Origin of the sequence: Plantactinospora sp. WMMC1484 (genome assembly GCF_049315195.1) — a bacterium.
Lineage (GTDB): Bacteria > Actinomycetota > Actinomycetes > Mycobacteriales > Micromonosporaceae > Plantactinospora.
The window spans coordinates 1,317,778-1,337,320 of the sequence record NZ_CP186055.1; the positions used below are offsets into that span (position 1 = coordinate 1,317,778).

Genomic DNA, 19,543 nt, shown 5'->3' on the forward strand with positions numbered 1-19,543 from the left:
GTCAGGGCGGTCAGGCGGGCAGTGCTTCCGTGCGGCAGCCAAGGCGGGCAGGCAGTGCTTCCGCGCGGTGCTCAGGCGGGCAGGTGCGGGTGTGGCAGGCGTTCCATGCGGCGGGGTCCGGGGCGGCGGCCGGGCGAGAGGCGTACCACGGCGCCCTCGTCGTGCAGGACCGGCGCGAGCGTGCCGGGTCGGCCACCGGCGCCCTGTTGCAGCGCGACGAGCAGCCGGGCCGCCGGCATCGGCCGGGCGAAGAGGTGGCCCTGCCCGGCGACGCAGCCCAGCTCCCAGAGGGCGCGCCGCTGCGGCTCGCTCTCCACGCCCTCGGCCACCACCATCAGGTTGAGGCTGCGGCCGAGGTCGACGGTGGACCGGATCACCGCGACCGCCTCGGCCGAGGTGTCCATCGCGGTCACGAACGCCCGGTCGATCTTCAATTCGTGTACGGGGATCCGGGAGAGCACCGACAGCGACGAGTAGCCGGTGCCGAAGTCGTCCAGCGCGAGCTGGATCCCCGCGTCCCGGAGCTGCCCGAGCACCTGGTCGACGACCTCGAGCTGGCTGAGCGTCAGCGTCTCGGTCAGTTCCAGTACCAGCCGGTCCGGCGGCAGGTCGTGCGCGCGCAGCCGGGCGAGTACGGAGCCGGGGAACCGGGCGTCCAGCAGGCTGCGCGGAGAGACGTTCACCGCCACCGGCAGGTCGAAACCGGCCTCCCGCCAGGTGGTGGCGGCGATCAGCGACTGGTCGAGGACGGCCTCGGCGAACGCGGGGAGCAGGCCGGAGCGTTCCACCGTCTCCAGGAACCGGAGCGGGTCGATGGTGCCCCGGGCCGGGTGCCGCCACCGGGCGAGCGCCTCGGCGGCGATCACCTCGCCGCTGCGCAGGTCGACGATCGGCTGGAAGTTGACGGTGAACTCGCGGTCCGCCACCGCCCGGGGCAGGTCGCCGCCGAGCGAGAGCCGCCCGAGGTCGGCGGTGTCCCGGGTCGGCGCGTAGGTGGCGATCCGTCGGCCGGCCCGCTTGGCCTGGTACATCGCCACGTCGGCACGGCGGAGCAGCTCGGTCATCCCGCCGCTGCTCGGCGCGACCGCGATGCCGCCGCTGGCCTCGACGCTGATCCGCATCCCGTCCAGCTCGATCGGTTCGTGCAGGGCGTTGAGCAGCGACTCGGCCCGGTGTGCGGCGACCGCCGGGGCCGGCAGGGCGTGGAAGAGCACCGCGAACTCGTCCCCGCCGAGCCGGGCGACGAGGTCCTGGCCGTGTACGGCGGTGCGCAGCCGCTCGGCCACCTGGACCAGCACCCGGTCCCCGGCGGCGTGCCCGAGGGTGTCGTTGACCTCCTTGAAGTGGTTGAGGTCGAGCAACAGCAGCGCGACGACACCCTCGGTGCGGCGCTGACCGAGCTGTTCGGCGCCCCGTTCGAGCAGGTGCCGCCGGTTGGCCAGGTTGGTCAGCGCGTCGTGGGCGGCGGCGTGCGCGTGCTCCTCGGCCACCCGGTTCAGTTCGGCGTACGCGGAGGCGTTGCGGACCGCCGTGCAGAGCGCCGAGGCGAAGGTACGCAGGGTGTAGCGCTCCCGCTCGGAGAGCTTGACCGGGCCACGGAAGCGCAGCCGCAGCATCCCGATGTGACTGCCGTCGTGCCCCTTCAGCTCCATGGGAACGACTGTTCCGTTGATGGTGGAGGGATCGTCCGCGACTCCGTCGTACGTGACGGACTCACTGTTGCCCCGGACCGTCCGGCCGCTCTCCTGCAACTCCACCTCGACCTCGTCGGCGGAGAAGAGATTGGCGGCCTGGGCGACAGCGGTGTGCAGTACGGCGTTGATGTCCACCACGTTGAGTGCGTCGGTGGTGTGCGCCAGGTCCTGCCAGGCCTGGCGCTCGGCACGTGCCCGCACCCGCGTCGAGTACGCGAGATGCAGGCTCAGCACCAACGGTGGTACCGCGACGAGTAGCCAGGTCTCGACCTGGAGGAGCACCAGCGTGAAGACGGCGACGACGAACCGTACTCCGAAACCCACCAGTCGTAGGTCCCAGTTCGTGCCGAAATGGCGGAGAATGTTTGTACGGGCCGCGAGCGCGATGACAGGAATACCTATAGCCTCGTCGAGCAGTGCGGCAACCGCGTAAGCCGCCGCGAGTGAGATGATCATGTAAGCAGGTGATCTCGGTGGCCAGGCCCAGCCGAGGAGCGCCAGGGTCGTACCCGCTGCTGCTGCCACCAGCATGTTCTTGCTTATTGTGAATACCGTTTTTATCAGAGACAGCTTCGTGATCCTTGTGGCGATCGCCACCCCGAGACCCGTGCAGAGCACCACCCACGAGGTTGGTGCCAACGCGACACCGATGACGACGGCGGTCTCCACCCAGGCGGTGGCATGTGTCGTCGAGCGGATCCGGATCGGCGCCTTGACCGTGAGGCTGATCGTCAGCGTCGCGATCAGCAGAGTCACGGTGATCAGTTCGTTGCCCGATCGTGGGGGTTCGTCGATGGTGCCGACCAAGGCGAGTGTTGCCACCACGGTTGCGGAAACAGCGACGAGACCGACGAGCAGCAGAAGCCGCTGATCGGTCCCGTTGTCGTGGCGCTGCGTCTGGCTCACGCTGTTCCCTGGATCGCATCTGTGACCTGATGGTCTGTAACGGTAGCAACCGTTGATGCCTCAGGGTGATGGCCGCGTCGCTCTCACATCCACTCGTTGCCGCGCATGTCGCTACCTCCATTCAAATAGATGTGACTTCTACGTGAATGTGCGGGAATGTTCTGTAGCTTTGATCACCATCGCGAGGTGAGGGAAGCTTAAGTGAAGTCAGACCGGGTTAGCGACGATAAATGTCGCTATGCTCACCATTAGCCAAGTAGCGTCTGATTAGTTACACTCTGTCCGTATATGGGAACTGAGAGCGCTACTTCCTGCTCGTGATCTAACGTTAGGGAGCGGCGAGGTCGGGTTTCCTCCCGGGATACCCGTTCCGCTGGCTGTCGTGGAAGATCTGAACTGTCAGTCTCAGGAATCCCCGCCCGGTCTCGGTTGCTGGCGATGCGGTCGACATGGTGGAGTCCAGGTGATTGGCGTCGAGTCTCGGTGGGTGGACCCTCAACTTCCATCGGCTGACCTGGCAGAACTCGCTTCGTGTTGAGCTGTTGACCCTGTGTCCGCCACTTGTCGCAAGTCCTTATATGGTGAAATGCCCAACATATCCCCCTTCGGGGCTGAGAAATGCAATGCGTAAGCGACATCGACGAATGTTCTGTTATGGTGATCGATGAGATGCGTCGAGTAACTGCTCAACTCCCCTCTTGCCTGTCTTGGGGCCGCAGATGATCGAGGTGCGGCTACTCGGGCCATTGCAGGTGGTTGCGGACCGGATGTCGTTGCCGCTCGGGACGCCGAAGCAGCAAGCCGTACTGGCAGTACTCGCCGTCCGGCCTGGTCGCCTTGTCACGCTCGAGGAGTTGATCGACGAGCTGTGGCCCGACGCGGCGCCGGCGTCGGCGGTCGCGAACACCCGCAGCTACGCGGCACGCCTCCGGCGAGCATTCGACCAGGTTGACGCCGCCAGAGGTCGACTGATCCGACGTGGGCCCGGCTACGAACTTCAGGTAGAGCCCGAGAACATCGACCTACTCGCCTTCGAGATGGAGTGCCGAAAGGCGGTCGAGGCCGTCGGTGCCGGAGACTTCGTTGGCGCGGAAGACCTGCTGCGCCGGGCGGGGGAGCGGTGGCGCGGGCCGTTGGCTCCGGGCCTACCGGTCGGTCCGCTGCTGGCAGCGCGCCGTAGCGCGGTTCTGGACGAGCGGCTCCGCTTGGTTGAGCAGTTGGCCGAGTTGTACATCGGCACGGACCGCACTCCCGCCGCCATCCCGCTGCTTCGTGACCACCTGCAGGCCAACCCGCTGCGGGAACGTGGGCACGCCCTGCTGATCCGTGCCCTTTACGAGGACGGGAACGTATCCGGCGCCTTGGATGCCTTCGCCGCCGCACGATCGGTGCTGGTCGAGCAGCTCGGCATCGAGCCCGGCGACGAACTTCAACAACTGTACAAGTCAGTCCTCAACCGGGATCTCCCGCTCGCCGGCTTGGCGCAGAAAACACCCCACAGCCTTCCGGCCAGGTCAGCCGTCACGGTTTTCACTCCCCCGGCACGGCTCAGCGGCCCGGCGTCGGCACGTCCGATCCGCTGGCTGCCCCGGCCGGCGGTCGACTTCATCGGTCGGACCGACAGCGTTCGACGGATGGTCGAGACGGTGGCGCGGGCAGAGCCGGTGGCACCGGTGGTCCAGGTGATCGACGGGATGCCGGGCATTGGGAAAACTGCCCTTGCCGTACACGTAGCCACCATGCTTACCGACCGGTATCCGGGCGGGCAGCTCTTCATCGATCTGCAGGGGCACAGCACCGCCCGACCGGTGGAGCCGGCTGATGCCCTGATAACACTGCTACGGCAACTCGGCGTACAGGCGAACCGCATCCCGGTCGAGCTCGATCACCGAATCGCCCTTTGGCGGGAGGAACTCCGCGACCGACGGGTCATCGTGGTCCTGGACAACGCAGGCGGCAGGAGCCAGATTGAGCCGTTGTTGCCATCCGCGCCCGGCGCACTGGTCCTGGTCACAAGCCGTCGGAGGCTGCTTGCCAGTGACGGGATCCCACCCGAGTCGTTGACGGTCCTTCCAGAGGACGATGCCGTCGAATTGCTGGCGATGGTCGTCGGGCGGGCTCGGCTTCGTGCCGAACCCGAGGCGGCCGCAACGGTGGTACGCCGATGCGGGTATCTTCCCTTGGCTATTCGGCTCGCAGGCGCCCGTCTCGCCTACCGACCCGGTTGGCAGGTGGCGGACCTGGCGCAGCGACTCGACCGGGACGGCCAGGCACTCGGCGAACTTTCCACGGAGGACCGAAGCGTCGCCGCCGTTTTCGCCCTTTCATATGAACCTCTTCGAGAGCCGGTCCAGCAAGTATTCCGGCTCCTCGGGCTGTATCCCGGCGAACACTTCGACGCGGGAGCGATGGCCGCGTTGGCCGACCTTTCACTGGATCAGGCAAGACTCGTACTCGACGAGCTCGTTGATCGCCATCTGGTGGAAGAGCCCCGTATTGGCCGATTTCGACTACACGATCTTCTGCGTGACTACGCGGAGCAGTTGGCTGCAGCCGTACTTGAACCTGCTGAAGCGCAGGCGACAGTCCATCGGATACTCGATCATTATCTCCACCTTGCCCTCGTTGCCACCCGTGCGGTCGAACCCCGTCAGCTGGCGGCACAGTTGGGAGTGGGTCAGCCGCTGCGACCTGACCTGGTCACCGCCTTCTGTTCCGTGGGCCCGGAGTGGCTCGAAGAGGAGCGGGGTAACGTACGCCGCCTGATCCGGGTCGCAGCTGAAGGCGGACATTTGGAGGAGGTGTGGCGACTGGCCCGAGTGGTGTGGAGATTCTATTTCATCCGTGGATACCACGATGATATTCTGGAAACACATCGCCACGCTCTTGAGGCGGCGAATCTGCTGGGAGATTCTGCGGCGATCGCGACCACTTATAATTATCGGGCATATGCCTGGCTGCGGATCGGCAACCCGCAGCGGGCGCTGCGAGACTTGGAGCGGGCGATCCGGGTACGGAAGTCTGCTGGTGACCGTCAGGGTCTATGTATAAGTAGAACAAATCTGGCAATTGTTTACTGTCAACTGGGTAGGCTGACTGAGTCGGTAGCGCTTCACCGGCAATCGCTGAACGATCGCCGCCGATGGGGGATCGACGTTCTGGCTGCCCTGCCGAGTTATGGCCTGCCATTGATGCTCTTAGGGCGTTACCGGGAGGCACTCTCGGTGCATCGGCTACATCTATACATCAGTCACCTTGCCCAGAACCAGTTCGACATCGCGGTGGCCCTAATCAACATCGGAGCGGTGAGACTGCGACTCGGCCAGCATGAGCGGGCAATCCAGTACCTACGGACCTCGCTCTGGCTCAAAGACAGGACAGGGAATCCATACGACCTTCCGTTTGCGCTCGACAACCTCGGTACGGCTTACCGAAAGCTGGGGCAACTGGACGAGGCCCAGCAGCACCACGAGTTGGCACTCGCTGCGGCCTCGCGCGCAGGAGAACCACTTGGCCAGGCTGCTGCTCTCAACGGTATTGGACTGACGCTTACGGCGCTGGGCTGTCCCGTAGAGGCGCTCCAGCATCATCGCGACGCGTTGGCGCTGGCGACACGCGCCAGCCACCCGTACGAGCAGGGACGGGCGTTGGCGGCAATCGCCGAGCGGCTAGAGTTGCGCGACCCCGACGAGGCGCGCCGGCACTGGGAACGAGCGCTGGCCATATTCCGCATGATGGGCGTACCCGAACGCTTCGATGTCGAGCGCCAGCTTGGCTTGGTCAGCACTACCCCTCGAGCGGAAGCCTCGATTCGGGGAAGTGCTGCCCATTGAGCAATCTGCATCTGCCAGCGCCTTTCGTCACCCAGGCAGAATTCACGACGCACCCCAACATCACCATCGAGCGATCACGGCGGCGTTCTTGTTCACCGTACCGATGGTCACCATGCCCGACGCCGCTGCCGGGCTGGCCGGCCGTGGTCCGGTTCGGGCGGCCGGCCGACAAGCACGTTCACGCATCACGGCAGGCCGCCGCGTATCGACCCCTTATCGAGTCTTTATCGCCGGCCGAAATATGTTCTTCCCGTTGGCCATGGGGATCGTCTGGAAGGCGAGGGGCCGACTGCGGTGATCGCCCCCCGATCATCGCATAACGCAACAGGTGAAGGAACGGGCACCGCCGTAGGACGGCCGAAGCGCACCGACGGCACGTCACCGCGGAGGTCCCGTTCCTTCGCTGAATGTCCTTCCGGCCTGCCGAGAACGCGATTACGAATCGTTCGAGAATGAGGTGAAACGAAACTATCTAGCTCGAGCTCGGCGTGCGTCGCATCGTACGCACCGGGTCGTCGTGCAGCGGTGTCGACGACGCGTGAAAAATTCAGACGTCATGGACAGGCGGGCGCACGCGAACCAGATCTGTATATGTAGAAGGGGTGGAGCGTGACCGGCACGAGCTTCTTGGACTGGGCAAAGAACCGGCGTCGCAATCGACTGTGACAGGGGAGAGTTGGCTGCGCCAAACACCCGGTGTCCCCGCAGGAGAGCAGGCCGTGAGCTCACGGCCTGCTCTCGCCTTGCCCGTGGCAACGTCGGCGCCGGTCGGCTGTCGTCGCATCATGCGGCGCGGCGATCGGTGCCGACGCGGCCCTGTCTGGAGACTTTCTACATGGGTGCTAGTCGTCTGGTCCTCGCCGACATGTGTAAGGTCTATCGGCGGGCGTTCACGCTGGGTCCGATCTCTCTCACCGTGGTCGAGGGCGTGACCTGCCTGGTCGGCCCGAACGGAGCCGGCAAGTCGACGCTGTTCAGGCTCGCGGCCGGAGTGGATCGGCCGACATCTGGATCGGTCAGGTTGGAGACCGACGGCGGGCAGGGACTGGGGTATCTGCCACAGGAGCCGCAGTTGCCCGGCCCGGCGACCTGCGAGGAATTCCTGCACTACGTGGCCTGGCTGCAACGGGTTCCCCGGCAGCGCCGGTCCGAGGCGGTGGAACTCGCGCTTGACCAGGTGCGGCTCGGTGACCGCCGTTCCAGCCGGATACGTGAGTTGTCCGGTGGCATGCGTCGCAGGCTCGGCATCGCGCACGCCCTCGTACACGATCCAGCGCTCGTGCTGCTGGACGAACCGACCGTCGGCCTCGATCCCAAGCAGCGGATCGGGCTGCGCCAGACCATCGGCCAGGTCGGCCGGAACAGGATCGTCCTCGTCGCGACACATCTCGTCGAGGACGTACGCGGACTGGCCGACCGGGTGGTCGTGCTCAACGACGGTGCGGTGGTGTACGACGGCGACGTACCCGGACTGGAGCGGTTGGCCGAGCCGGACGCCGCAGGCGACACCGAGCTGGAGAGGGCGATCGCGGGCCTGATGGGAGACTCGGCATGAGAGCCAGCGTGAGCTACGCGCTGCGAACGCTCGTCGGGCCGTGGCTGTTGCTCCCGGCGATCGGTGTCGAGTCGGCCATCTTCCTGATGCGTGGCGCGCCGTGGCGGGGCGAGGGCCTGTGGACGGTTGACTGGTTCGCCATCTCGCTGTTTCTTCTGGGCCCACTTGCCGCCGGCGCGGCGGCAGTGGACGCCGCGCGGTTGTCGCGACCCGGCAACGTCCATCTGGTGGTCTCGGTGCCCCGGCCGGCACAGGTCTACCTGCGCGCCACGCTATGGTGCGCGGGTCCGCTGATCGCCCTGCACATCCTGGTCATCGCCATCGGGATCCTGATCGGGGAGGTGTGGTGGCCGAGCGGCGGTTGGACGATGCTCCTCGGAGCCGCGTTGGTGCAGTGCGCCGCGATTCTGTGGTTCACCGCAATCGGATCGGCGATCGGGCGCTTCTCGACTCCGCTCCTCGCGGGACTGACCGGTGCCGCCGCCGGCTATCTGTTGAGCTATGTGGTCAGTGACGCGTTCGACGCCGAGCCGAGGTTCCGGCTACTGGCGCTGGGTGGTGCCACCGTGACCCAACTCGGCCGGGTCTACAACCCCGACTACCTCGGCGGCCAGGCGGCCGTGCTGTTGACGACAGCACTGTTGTTCCTGATCATGCCTGTGACGGTGCGCTCAGGATGGCGCCGGCCGACCGGAGTCGGCGTGGCCGCCGCGGCGCTCGCCGTGGTGACGATCGCGGTAGCGCCGACGGTGCTGCCGGCGAACCGGAAACTGCCCGACGCCCGGCCGCCCACGCGCTGCGAGGGTACCGAACCGCAGATCTGCATGTACGACGAGCACCGCCGTTACGCGGACCTGGTCAACTCCCGGATCCGTACCCTCACCCAGGCCGCGTTACGCGGTGGATATGCGGCTTATGTCCCAGAGCGGATCGTGGAGCAGAGCCAGAGCTATCGCGCCAGTGGCGAGGGTGTCAGGTCGTTGTGGTTGCCGGCCGACGTCTACGAGAAGGGACGGTACTCCACCGAGGACGCGGCCTATTTCCTCATCGAGCCCGGACACTGTGCGTGGATGACCGGGGGACTCACGCCGGAAGGCTTCTGGACGGTCTTCTTCTCCCTGCTCGACACCTGGCTGCACCTCGCGGGTGACAAACTCGACTACGCTCCGGTGGAGCACCGGATCCTCACCCCGGAGGAGGTGCGGATCGCCCTGGGCGCCTTCGAGCGGTGTGAGGTGGTGCCCCTGACGTGAGCGGTTGGCTGACGGTACGGGCCTGGGCGGCGGTGCACCGCACCCGATCCGCGTCGGCGGTCATGATCCTCGTGGCATCAGCCTCGGCCTTTCTTGCCCGTACGAGGATCGAGGACTTCGGGCTGATCCGGCTCCTCACCCCCGTGTCGGTGATGCTGCTGTTGCCGGCGATCGCCGCGGTGGGCGCTGCGGTTGCCTGCGTCAACGGTGCCCGACTGCCGCTGCCCGATCCGCCCCGGGCGGTGGCGGCCCGCCTGGCATGGGCGGTCGGCTGGGCTGGGATTGCCACACTGGCGGCGAACCTCGGTCAGCTTGCCGGCACGGACGTGCGGTGGCCGGCGGTGGCCCGGAACGTTCTGCTCTACCTGGCCGTGGGGCTGGCGATGATCCGGTTCGGGCGGGCGCACCTGATCTGGCTCCCCGTCGTGGCGTACACCGTCGTCTGCATGGTGTTCGGCTACCCGTCGGGCGAACTTCGCTACTACTGGTGGGCGGTGATCATGCGGGAGCATGCGACCGCCGGAGAGGTGGTTGCGGTTGGTTGCCTCTTCGCCGTGGGATTACTGACCTACCTGCTTCCCCGAGTGCGCAGCCTTCGTGGAGGATCTTGACCGCTCCCGGTGCACTGCCCGCTAAGCTCGCGACGTGACCGAGCCCGCGCACCCGACCCGCGCCGACCTCACGCACGCCGATCCCGCGCCTCCGCCGCACGCCGATCCCGCGCACCTCACGCACGTCGACGCCGCCGGGTCGGCCCGGATGGTCGACGTCGCCGGCAAGCCGGTCTCGGCGCGCCGGGCCGTCGCCGCCGGCCGGCTGCACACCACGGCCGAGGTGGTCGAGCTGCTCCGCCGGGACGGGCTGCCCAAGGGCGACGCCCTGGCCGTCGGCCGGCTCGCCGGCATCATGGGCGCGAAACGTACCCCGGACCTGATCCCGCTCTGCCATCCGATCGCGCTGCACGGCGTCACCGTCGACCTGGAGCCGGGCCACGACACCGTCGAGATCACCGCGACGGTCCGGACCGCCGATCGGACCGGCGTCGAGATGGAGGCGCTGACCGCCGTCGCCACCGCCGGGCTCGCGCTTGTCGACATGGTCAAGGCCGTCGACCCGGCGGCCAGCATCGAGGGGGTACGCGTGCTGCGCAAGGAAGGCGGCAAGACCGGCGACTGGACCCGCCCGGCGGACCGGCCGTGATCCGGGCCCGCGTCGTGGTCGCCTCCAACCGCGCCGCCACCGGGGTGTACCCGGACACCAGCGGCCCGCTGCTCGTCGCCGGCCTGGCCGACCTCGGCTGCGAGGTCGACGAGCCGATCGTGGTCCGCGACGGCGACCCGGTCGGCGACGAGTTGCGCCGGGCGGCGGCCGACGGTGTCGACGTCGTGCTGACCAGTGGCGGGACCGGCATCAACCCGACCGACCGGACCCCGGAGGTGACCCGGGCGCTGCTCGACTACGAGGTCCCTGGCATCGCCGAGGCGATCCGGGCGCAGAGCCGGGACAAGGTGCCGACGGCGGCACTCTCCCGAGGGCTGGCCGGCGTGGTCGGCCGGATGCTCGTGGTCAACCTGCCCGGCTCCACCGGCGGCGCGAAGGACGGGCTCGCCGTACTCGGGCCGATCCTGCGGCACGCGGTCGACCAGCTCCGCGGCGGCGACCACCCGCGTACCGACTGACTGAACTGCCCGGCCCGACTGAACTACCCGGCGCGGCGTCGCGCCGCGGGGATAGGCTCGGACGGTGAACGTGAGGAGCGGGCAGGAGCCGGCCGGACATCCGACGGGCCGGGCGGCATGAGCACCGAGACCGCCGTCGCAGCCGAGCCGGCCGCCGGGCCGCCGACCCTCGACTGGGCGCAGGCCCGGTCCCGGGTGTACGAGGCAGGCGTCGCCGCCGCACCGGAGCCCGTCGGGTCGCCGGTCGCCGAGGCCGACGGCGAGACGCTGGCCGAGCCGCTCGCCACCCTCACCGACCTGCCGGCCTTTCCGACGTCGAGCGTGGACGGTTGGGCGGTGCGCGGTGCCGCGCCGTGGCGGATCGTCGGCCGGGTCCTCGCCGGCAGCACCCCGCCGCCACTGACCTCCGACGGCACGGCTGTCGAGATCGCCACCGGTGCGATGGTGCCGGACGGTGCGGCCGGGGTGCTCCGGGTGGAGGAGTCGACGCGTACCGCCGAGGGCCTGGTTGCCGGCACGTTGCGGGCGGCGCCGGAGTGGCGCGCCCCGGGCGAGGAGGCGCACGCGGGCGAGGAGCTGCTGCCGGCGGGCACTCCGGTCGACCCCGGCGTGATCGGCCTGGCCGCCTCCTGCGGCTACGACACGCTCCGGGTCCGCCGGGCACCCCGGGCCGCCCTGATCATCTTCGGCGACGAGCTGCTCACCGCCGGCCGGCCCGGCGACGGCCGGGTACGCGACTCGCTCGGCCCGGCCGTCCCCGCCTGGCTGCGCCGGTACGGCTGCACCATCACCTCCGCCGATGTCGTCGGGCCGGTCGCCGACACCCTGACCGCACACGTCGACGCGCTGCGCCAGGGGCTGGCCGCCGCCGACCTGGTCTGCACCACCGGCGGCACCATGCACGGACCGGTGGACCACCTGCATCCGGCCCTGCGCGAACTCGGCGCCGAATACGTCGTCAACACCGTGGCCGTCCGGCCCGGCTTTCCGATGCTGCTCGCCCGGGTCGTCGGGGCGGACGGCCGGATCCGGTTCGTCGCCGGGCTGCCCGGCAACCCGCAGTCGGCGATCGTCGCGATCGTCTCCCTGGTCGCCCCGCTGCTGGCCGGGCTGCGTGGCCGGGCGATGCCGGAGCTGCCCCGGGTGACGCTCGCCGAGCCGGTGCCGGGCCGGGGCGACCACACCCATCTGGCGCTGGTCCGGGTCGACGTCGCCGACAACACCGCCACCCCGGTCCGGCATGTCGGCTCGGCGATGCTGCGTGGGCTGGCCGGGGCGCAGGGGTTCGCCGTCATCGCCCCCGGCACCAGGGGCGAGCCGGGTGACCGGGTGCCGCTGGTGCCGCTGCCCCTGCTGCCGGGGGAGCGCGTACAGGGAGGAGCGAGATGAGCGTACGGAGCGAACCGGCCGTCGACCGGGGAGCCGGCCCGCCGCCGGCCGGACGGCTGCACACCGCGGTCGGCACCGCACCGCTGGACGTGGCCTTGCACGAGTCCGTGGTGGCCGACGTCGCCGCCGGAGCCGTGGTCTCCTTCCAGGGCGTGGTACGCGACCACGACCACGGCCGCTCCGTGCTCCGGCTCGAATACGAGGGCCACCCGAGCGCGGCCGACGTGCTGCGGGAGGTGGCGGCCGAGATAGCCGCCGAGCCGGACGTACACGCGGTGGCGGTATCGCACCGGCTCGGCCCGCTGGAGATCGGCGACGTGGCGCTGGTGGCGGCAGTCAGCACCGCGCACCGGGCGGCAGCCTTCGCGGCCTGCGCCCGACTGGTGGACGAGGTCAAGGCCCGGTTGCCGGTGTGGAAGCGGCAACTCTTCGCCGACGGCACCGAGGAATGGGTCAACTGCCCCTGATCCTCGTGCCGCTCTCCTGGTGGTGGCCGGATGCGGTCGGTGTCGGGTGCGTTACCTGCTGGCCGCCGGCGCTACCGCTGGCCACCGGCGGCGAGTCGCCGGTCGAGCCGGGCGTGCTCGGAGTAGAAGGCGGGCTCCGCACCGGGCCGCCACGGCAGCGCCGCGACCAGCACGATGATCGCCAGCGCCAGCGAGTTTTCCATCAGGGCGCCGAAGAAACCGTCCTGGTAGTGCGACACCTCCGGCAGTTGGTGCTCGTACGGCCAGATCGGCGAGATCAGGAAGAGCAGGTAGAGCCCGAGTGCCGCCGTCGCGTGCCGGAGACCGGTCAGGGTGGGAAACCAGATCGGTGTGCGCAGCCCCACCAGCCCGGCCGGCCCGGGGCCGGAGGTGGCGGGTGAGCCGCGTCCCGGACCCCGGCTGGCTGCCCGGCGCCGGCTCGCCGCGTCGGCGAGGACCAGGATCGCCGGGATGACCCAGACCAGGTGGTGCGACCAGGAGATCGGGCTGATCACGTTGGTGGTGAGCCCGACCAGGGTGAAGGCGGTCAGCTCGTCACCGTCGGCGTGCGAGTGGGAGGCGCGGGAGAGGCCGAGCGCCAGCAGCAGCATGGCGAACGAGAACCAGAGCAGGGTGGGGGTCTCGATCGAGTCGTACAGTCGGGCGAGCACCCCGGCGAGTGACTGGTTCGGGGTCATGTCTGCCGCACCGACCCGCTCGGTCTGCCAGAGCACCGACATGAAGTAGGTGGTCGATTCGCGGCCGGCGACCGCGAAGGTGCCGACGGTGACGGCGAGGGCGGTGCCGATCGCGGTCATCGCGGCCCGCCACTGGCGGGTCAGCAGCAGGTAGACGACGAAGAGCGCCGGGGTGAGCTTGATCGAGCTGGCCAGCCCGATGCCGACGCCGGCCCAGGCGCCGCTGAAGAAGAGGCGGCGCAGCGGGCCGTCACCGGGCCTGACCCGGCTGCCACGCCGGGCGCGCCAGCGCAGCGCCACCAGGTCGGCTATGACGAGACCGAAGAGGAGCAGGTTGACCTGGCCGTAGCCGAGGGTCTCCCGGGCCGGTTCGATGGCGACCGCCAGCGGCACGGCGATGCCCAGGGTGAACCAGAGTGACCAGCCGAGCCGGTCGGTGATCGGCTTGAGCAGTGCGGCCAGGACGACGGCGAGGGCACCGACGCTGGCGACGATGTTGAGCCAGCCGGCGAGGCCGAGCGGGATGGCCGCCATCGGCAACATGACCAGGCCGGCGAAGGGTGGGTAGGTGAAACCGAGGGTGGTCCTGGGTGCGATGAAGTCGTAGAGCTCGTGTCCGCCCGCCCACCAGACCACCGCACCGTGGTAGATCTTCATGTCGAAGAAGTTGTACGGCCGCCCGAAAGCGGCGATGGCCAGCCACGCGGCGTAGCAGACCACGGCCACGATGCCGACCCGTACGACTGTCCGACGGTCGATCCCACGAGCAAAACGGCGGACTGGGGCGAGGCGGCCTAGCCGTCTTTCGACGGTCGCCGGCATGGCGTCGCCACCCCCGTACCAATGTCGGTCTTCCGCCCAGGTCCTTTGCAGAGCCTAGAACGGTCGGTCACTCGAGTGCCTCCTGCGTTATGCGACCGTGTCCGATCCCACACTGGTTCGCGACATTTCCACCGCGTTAACGCAGGGAGTACGGTTCAGGTGATTCACAGCCGCTCAGTCAGGTGAAACTAGCATATGTCCGGCATGGAGCGTGACCCGATCGTCGATCCTGCCACCTCCGGTGGTCACGCTGAAATCCGCTGGTCAGCGGCACGAAATCCGCTGTTCAGCCTGGACGCACCACCGCCGGTCGCGATCCGGGTGCAGCCCCGTGGTCAGCCGGGAAGTTTCCGGGCCACCGTCGCGGAGCGTACGGCGATCCGTGCGTCCCGTCGCGCACCGCGCACCGCCTGGCGTACCCGTCGGCGGCCGCCACCCACGGCGTGGCTGGCCCGCCAGCCGAGGCTGGGGCGGCCCTGGGTGTCGGAGACCGCGAGCAGCAGCCCGCCCATCAGCCCGAGGTTCTTCATGAAGTGGATCTGTTGGGTCCGCCGCTCTGCCGGATCGTCGTGTTCCCAGAACGGGTGCGCGGCGAGGGTGGTCGGCACCAGCGTGCCGGCCAGCAGGGCGGCGGCCGGGCGGGGGAAGCGCCCGGTGGCAAGCATCAGTCCGCCGAGCAGTTGGGCGGCGCCGTTCACCCGGACCAGGCTCTGCGGGTCGGTCGGGATGCCCTCGTGGATGCCCTGCAACACCGGCGTGACCCGGCCCGCCATCCGTTTCGCCCGCTCCACGTACAGCTCGGGATTGGTCACGGCGCGGGCGCCGCTGACCACGAAGATCGTGCTCAACAGGGTGCGGGCCACGGTGCGTACCGGTCTCATGAGTCAAGTCTTACCCGTTCGCACCGTCTTTTACCCGTCGAAGTGAGAGACTGGGTGGCGCCGTGGCGGTACCGTCGCGAGCTGTGACGACTGTGCGGCTCCGGCCGGAGGGCCCGGCCGACGCGGTGGCGATCCGCCAACTCGTGGCCGAGGCGTTCGAGGCTCCGGACGGCCGACTGCCTCCGGAGGTGCGCCTCGTCGAGGCGTTGCGGGTCAGCGACGCCTGGCTGCCCGAGCTGTCCATGGTCGCCGAAGTCGACGGGGAGCTGGTCGGCTACGCCCTGCTGAGCCGGGTCGAGGTGTGGCCCGGCGGCTTCCCGGCGCTGGCCCTCGGACCGGTCGCGGTCCGGCCAGCACGGCAGCGCCGTGGCTACGGCCAGGACGTCGTCCGGGCCGCGCTCGACGCCGCCGCCGAACTCGGCGAGCGACTGGTGGTGGTGCTCGGCAATCCCGCCTACTACCGCCACTTCGGCTTCCTCCCGGCCACCCGGTTCGGGCTGACCAGCCCGTGGTCGGGGCTGGGCGACCCGTGGCAGGCGCTGGTGCTGCCGTCGGCGGACGGCTCTGACGACCCGGTGCCGAGCGGCGAGGTGACGTTCCCGGCACCGTGGTCGCAGCTCTGATCCGCCACCGTCGTCACGGCACAACGCGGCGCTGAGCGGCGCGCCTCCGGTCGGTCTCGCTCGGTGGCGGTCGGTGTCGGTGGTCAGGCCGGCTGGGTGCGCAGGTACCGGCCGAAGTGCGGGACCGTGAACGCCACCGTCCCACGTTCGCCGGAATAGATCAGGCCCTTTTTGATGAGCGCGTCCCGGGCCGGAGAGAGGCTGGCCGGCTTGCGGCCGAGCGACCGTGCGATCTCGGCGGTGGGGACCGCGGCGTCCATGTCGTCCCGATCGCCGCTGCCGTTCCCACCCTCACCGTCGGGCGTCTCGACCCGGGAGAGCGCGGCCATCGCCCGCATGTACTCCCGCTCCGCCGGAGTTGCCCGCTCGAACCGGGAGCCGAAGAACCCGACCGCCAACTCGGCCTCGGCCTCCGGCGCGGCGACCCGGACGTCGGCGGCGGTGACCGGCGACCGGGGCGCGGCGTCCCAGGTGGCCTTGCCGTACGCCTGGACGAAGTACGGGTAGCCGCCGGACTTCTCGTAGAGCAGGTCGAGCGCCTTGGGCTCGTACTCGACCTGCTCCCGGGCGGCGGGGGCGCAGAGCGCCTGGTCGGCGGCGATCCGGTCGAGCCGGTCGATGCGTTGGTAGCGGAAGAGCCGTTCCGAGTAGGACTTGGCGGCGGAAAGCACCGCCGGCAGGTGTGGCAGCCCGGCACCGACCACGATCAGCGGCGCACCGAGCTGGGACAGTTCGTGGCAGGCGGCACAGAGCCCGGAGACATCCTCGGGACCGAGATCCTGCATCTCGTCGAGGAAGACCGCTACGCCGGTGCCGACGTCGGCGGCGACCTCGGCCGCGTCGGTGAAGAGTTCCACCAGGTCGATCTCGATGTCGCCGGAGTCCGCCCGGCCAGTCGCCGCCGGCACGTCGATGCCGGGCTGCCAGCGGTCGCGCAGTCGGGACGCCGACCCGCTCCGGCCGCTCCCACCCGATCCTCCCGGCGCGGAACGCAGCGCGAACGCCTTGAGAACGCCGAGGAAGTCGTCGATCCGATCGGGTGCCCGGTGCCGGGGTGCCAGTTCGCGGATCGCCATGTGCAGCGCCGCGGCCACCGGGCGGCGGATCGACTGGTCCGGTCGGGCCTCGATCTTGCCGGTACCCCAGAGCCGGTTGATCGCCTGGGAGCGGAGGGTGTTGAGCAGCACGGTCTTGCCGACTCCACGCAGGCCGGTGAGGACCAGGCTGCGTTCGGGGCGACCTCGGGCGATCCGCTCCAGCACGATGTCGAAGACCTCGAGCTCGCGCCCTCGCCCGGCGAGTTCGGGCGGGCGCTGGCCGGCGCCGGGCGCGTACGGGTTGCGGACCGGATCCACGTATCGCACGGTATCGGGCCGTCTAGCCCCGCCGCTAGACATACGTAGATCGGTGTAGTCGTGTCGCGCCGGAGCGGTCGTGCCGGGAACCCGCGCGGGTAAGCCTCGGAATCGGAGTGCTCTCGACCTAAAACTAGGACCGTCTAGCGTGGATGCTAGACAGCCCTAGTTTTGCCTACCGAATCTGGTCGGTGCAGGTCAGCGCCGCTTCAGGCAGAGCACGTAGTCGCCCAGATCCAGCGAGTCGTCGTGGACGTAGCTGGCGTCCGACTCGGGCGCGCCGAAAATCGGGTCGTCCTTGCAGTCGTTCCGATCGGTGCTGAACGGGATTCGCGACAACACCTCGTAGGTGTTCGGCCCGCACGGCACCTTGCGAACCTCCGGATCGTCGTCGGTGCCGTCGTTGACCAGGCAGTCACCCTTCACGTAGCGCTCGGACGAGCCCGACGGCGTCGTGGGACGCCGGCTGGGCGCCGCCGGGGTCGACCTGGCCGGTCCGGGCGCGCCGATGTCCGGGCCTGAGTCGTCGCCCGACTGATCGATCACCCACCAGAGCACACCACCGAGGCAGGTGCAGAGCAGCAGCAACAACACGACGCCGCCGACAATCAGGGCGATCTTCAGCCCGCTGCCCCTCCTGGGCGCTGCGCCGGGTGCGCCGGGCGGAGCGCCGGCAGCCCCGTACGGCCCGCCGGGCCCGCCGTATGGCGGAGTGCCCGCGCCAGTTCCGCCGTACGGCGGGACGCCGGCGCCGGAGACCTGGTACGGAGCACCCGGAGGCTGGTAGGGACTGCCGTACGGGACGCCGGGCGGAGCGGACTGTGGTTGCTCGGCCGCTCCCGGGTAGCCGGGGTGACCCGGCCAACCGCTGCCAGGTGGCTGGCCCCACTGCGGGTCCGGCCCTGCCCCGCTACCGGGTTGCTGGCCCCACTGCGCGGTCGGCGCGTCGCCCGGCGGTGGATAACCAGTGCCCGCCGGGTAACCGCCTGCTGCCGGATATCCCGGGCTCGGCGGCGGATATCCGGGACTTCCCGGCTGCGGGTAGCCCGGTTGTGCCGGTGGCGGGTAGCCGACGCCGGAGGTCGGTGGAGAACCGGCGCCGGAGGTCGGTGGAGAAGCGGCTCCGGAGGTCGGTGGAGAACCGGCGCCGGAGGTCGGCGGGTAGCCGGGCTGCGGCGGGTGGTCGCCCGGTGGCGGGGCGGGTGGGGAGTCACCGGCCGGTGGACCTGACGAGGGCGACTGGTTCGGGTCCTCGGGCTGCCCTCCGGCGGGCGTTCCGTAAGTCGACATGCTTCTCCAGGGTCGGGCCGCGCGCTCCGACGTCGTTCACGGAGACCTGGCAGGGCTGGTGCAGGGGTCGGGGTGTGCGCGGGTCGTACGCGGCGGTGGGTCTGGCGACCCACGGCTTCCATCGTCGGGGTGCCGGATGCCGACGCCCCGACAGCTATCGTTTCCGAAGACAGAGCACGAAGTCCAGTTCGTCCAAGTCGCTGTTAAAGAAGTAGAAGTTCGTGTAGTTCTGTACCCGGGCGCATTTGGCCTTGGCGTCCGTGGCTCCGGTGGTCGCACCGTTGTAGCGGGCCAGCACCTCGTAGGTCTGCGGCGCGCAGGTCGTGATCGCCAGCTTCGGCGCCGCCTCCGTACCCTCGTTCTGGACGCATTGTCCGGCCTTGACGAACCGGGCATCGGTGGAAGGCTCGGCGGCGGCCGTGGTCGGTGCCGCGGGCGCGGCCGGGACGCTGGGCTCGTAGGCCGGCTCCTCGGTCTGCTCACTCGCCGGTGGCTGGGCCTCGGACGACGGATCCTCGCGGCTGAAGAGATAGATGCCGACCGCCGCGCCGGCAAAGACCAGCACCGCCAGCCCGACCAGGACGGCTGCGAAGGTGCGGTTGCCGCCGCCCTTCGGCATGGGGTCGGGCGCCGAGGTGGACCACGACGGGTCCGGGACCGGTGTCGCCCAGACCGGGTCGTCGTCGGATGCGGTCCAGCCAGCCTGCGGCTGGTCGAACGGCCCGGACCCGCCGGTCCGGTGCGGCGCAGGGGCCGACCCGACGTCGTGCCGCCGGGTCGGCGGGTAGCCGCCGCCGGGTGGGCCGGAGATCGGCGCCGGGCCGGGACCGGGCGACGCCGGGTATCCGGCCGGGTAGCCGGGGTAGCTCACCGGGGAACCCGGGCCGCCGGGTGGGGCCGACGTCTGCCCACCGCCCCAGTGGCCCGCGCCGCCGGACTGGTCCTGATCGCCCCACGGGTCGACCGGTTGACCGTACTCGTCGATGCTCGGCCGGTCCGGGTCGTTCCACGGCTGCGAGGGCGAGCCGTACCCCGGCCCGCCGGGCGGTCCGTAGTTGGCCATCGACTGTCCTCCTGGTACGGGGATCGGTGAGAGGC

15 protein-coding genes are annotated in these 19,543 nt (G+C 69.6%); 9 read left to right on the forward strand and 6 right to left on the reverse strand.

The window, feature by feature from the left end; all coding sequences use genetic code 11:
* Positions 1 to 71 precede the first annotated feature (71 nt).
* Positions 72 to 2,600 (reverse strand): putative bifunctional diguanylate cyclase/phosphodiesterase, encoded by a 2,529-nt coding sequence (locus tag ACN28C_RS05785; RefSeq protein WP_422772529.1) that lies wholly within the window; start codon positions 2,598 to 2,600, stop codon positions 72 to 74.
* Positions 2,601 to 3,319: 719 nt separating this feature from the next.
* On the opposite strand from ACN28C_RS05785, the gene ACN28C_RS05790 reads away from it, so the two are divergent.
* From ACN28C_RS05790 to ACN28C_RS05825, 8 genes are all read left to right on the forward strand, one after another.
* The gene (locus tag ACN28C_RS05790) at positions 3,320 to 6,433 is read left to right on the forward strand and encodes an AfsR/SARP family transcriptional regulator (protein WP_422772530.1); all 3,114 of its coding nucleotides are present in this window, start codon (positions 3,320 to 3,322) and stop codon (positions 6,431 to 6,433) included.
* An 835-nt stretch (positions 6,434 to 7,268) separates the two neighbouring features.
* On the forward strand, positions 7,269 to 7,988 hold the full coding sequence (locus tag ACN28C_RS05795) for an ATP-binding cassette domain-containing protein (protein ID WP_422772531.1): 720 nt from the start codon (positions 7,269 to 7,271) through the stop codon (positions 7,986 to 7,988).
* Positions 7,985 to 9,241 (forward strand): hypothetical protein, encoded by a 1,257-nt coding sequence (locus tag ACN28C_RS05800; RefSeq protein WP_422772532.1) that lies wholly within the window; start codon positions 7,985 to 7,987, stop codon positions 9,239 to 9,241. Before ACN28C_RS05795 ends, ACN28C_RS05800 begins: the two co-directional genes overlap by 4 nt.
* Positions 9,238 to 9,852: a hypothetical protein gene (locus tag ACN28C_RS05805; protein ID WP_422772533.1), complete on the forward strand. Its 615-nt coding sequence runs from the start codon at positions 9,238 to 9,240 to the stop codon at positions 9,850 to 9,852. The genes ACN28C_RS05800 and ACN28C_RS05805 overlap by 4 nt, the downstream gene beginning before the upstream one ends.
* A 34-nt stretch (positions 9,853 to 9,886) precedes the next feature.
* Positions 9,887 to 10,441, forward strand: a complete 555-nt coding sequence (moaC, locus tag ACN28C_RS05810) for a cyclic pyranopterin monophosphate synthase MoaC (RefSeq protein WP_422772534.1) — start codon at positions 9,887 to 9,889, stop codon at positions 10,439 to 10,441.
* Positions 10,438 to 10,920 (forward strand): MogA/MoaB family molybdenum cofactor biosynthesis protein, encoded by a 483-nt coding sequence (locus ACN28C_RS05815; protein ID WP_422772535.1) that lies wholly within the window; start codon positions 10,438 to 10,440, stop codon positions 10,918 to 10,920. The genes moaC and ACN28C_RS05815 overlap by 4 nt, the downstream gene beginning before the upstream one ends.
* A gap of 117 nt (positions 10,921 to 11,037) precedes the next feature.
* On the forward strand, positions 11,038 to 12,309 hold the full coding sequence (locus ACN28C_RS05820) for a molybdopterin molybdotransferase MoeA (RefSeq protein WP_422772536.1): 1,272 nt from the start codon (positions 11,038 to 11,040) through the stop codon (positions 12,307 to 12,309).
* Positions 12,306 to 12,776 (forward strand): molybdenum cofactor biosynthesis protein MoaE, encoded by a 471-nt coding sequence (locus ACN28C_RS05825; protein WP_422772537.1) that lies wholly within the window; start codon positions 12,306 to 12,308, stop codon positions 12,774 to 12,776. The genes ACN28C_RS05820 and ACN28C_RS05825 overlap by 4 nt, the downstream gene beginning before the upstream one ends.
* A gap of 71 nt (positions 12,777 to 12,847) precedes the next feature.
* On the opposite strand, the gene ACN28C_RS05830 is transcribed toward ACN28C_RS05825, so the two are convergent.
* Entirely contained in the window at positions 12,848 to 14,296 is a 1,449-nt protein-coding gene (locus tag ACN28C_RS05830; protein ID WP_422772538.1) for a glycosyltransferase 87 family protein, read from the reverse strand.
* Positions 14,297 to 14,631: 335 nt separating this feature from the next.
* Positions 14,632 to 15,177: a DoxX family protein gene (locus ACN28C_RS05835; RefSeq protein WP_422772539.1), complete on the reverse strand. Its 546-nt coding sequence runs from the start codon at positions 15,175 to 15,177 to the stop codon at positions 14,632 to 14,634.
* A gap of 83 nt (positions 15,178 to 15,260) precedes the next feature.
* On the opposite strand from ACN28C_RS05835, the gene ACN28C_RS05840 reads away from it, so the two are divergent.
* Complete coding sequence (locus ACN28C_RS05840) at positions 15,261 to 15,800, forward strand: GNAT family N-acetyltransferase (protein ID WP_422772540.1); 540 nt, start codon at positions 15,261 to 15,263, stop codon at positions 15,798 to 15,800.
* Positions 15,801 to 15,883: 83 nt separating this feature from the next.
* Here ACN28C_RS05840 and ACN28C_RS05845 read toward each other — a convergent pair whose 3' ends face one another.
* From ACN28C_RS05845 to ACN28C_RS05855, 3 genes are all read right to left on the reverse strand, one after another.
* A complete protein-coding gene (locus ACN28C_RS05845) occupies positions 15,884 to 17,155 on the reverse strand; it encodes an ATP-binding protein (protein ID WP_422772541.1) in 1,272 nt (423 codons plus the stop codon).
* 198 nt (positions 17,156 to 17,353) lie between these two features.
* A complete protein-coding gene (locus ACN28C_RS05850; protein WP_422772542.1) occupies positions 17,354 to 17,749 on the reverse strand; it encodes an LppU/SCO3897 family protein in 396 nt (131 codons plus the stop codon).
* Positions 17,750 to 18,599: 850 nt separating this feature from the next.
* Positions 18,600 to 19,508 (reverse strand): LppU/SCO3897 family protein, encoded by a 909-nt coding sequence (locus tag ACN28C_RS05855; protein WP_422772543.1) that lies wholly within the window; start codon positions 19,506 to 19,508, stop codon positions 18,600 to 18,602.
* Between the last annotated feature and the right edge of the window lie 35 nt (positions 19,509 to 19,543).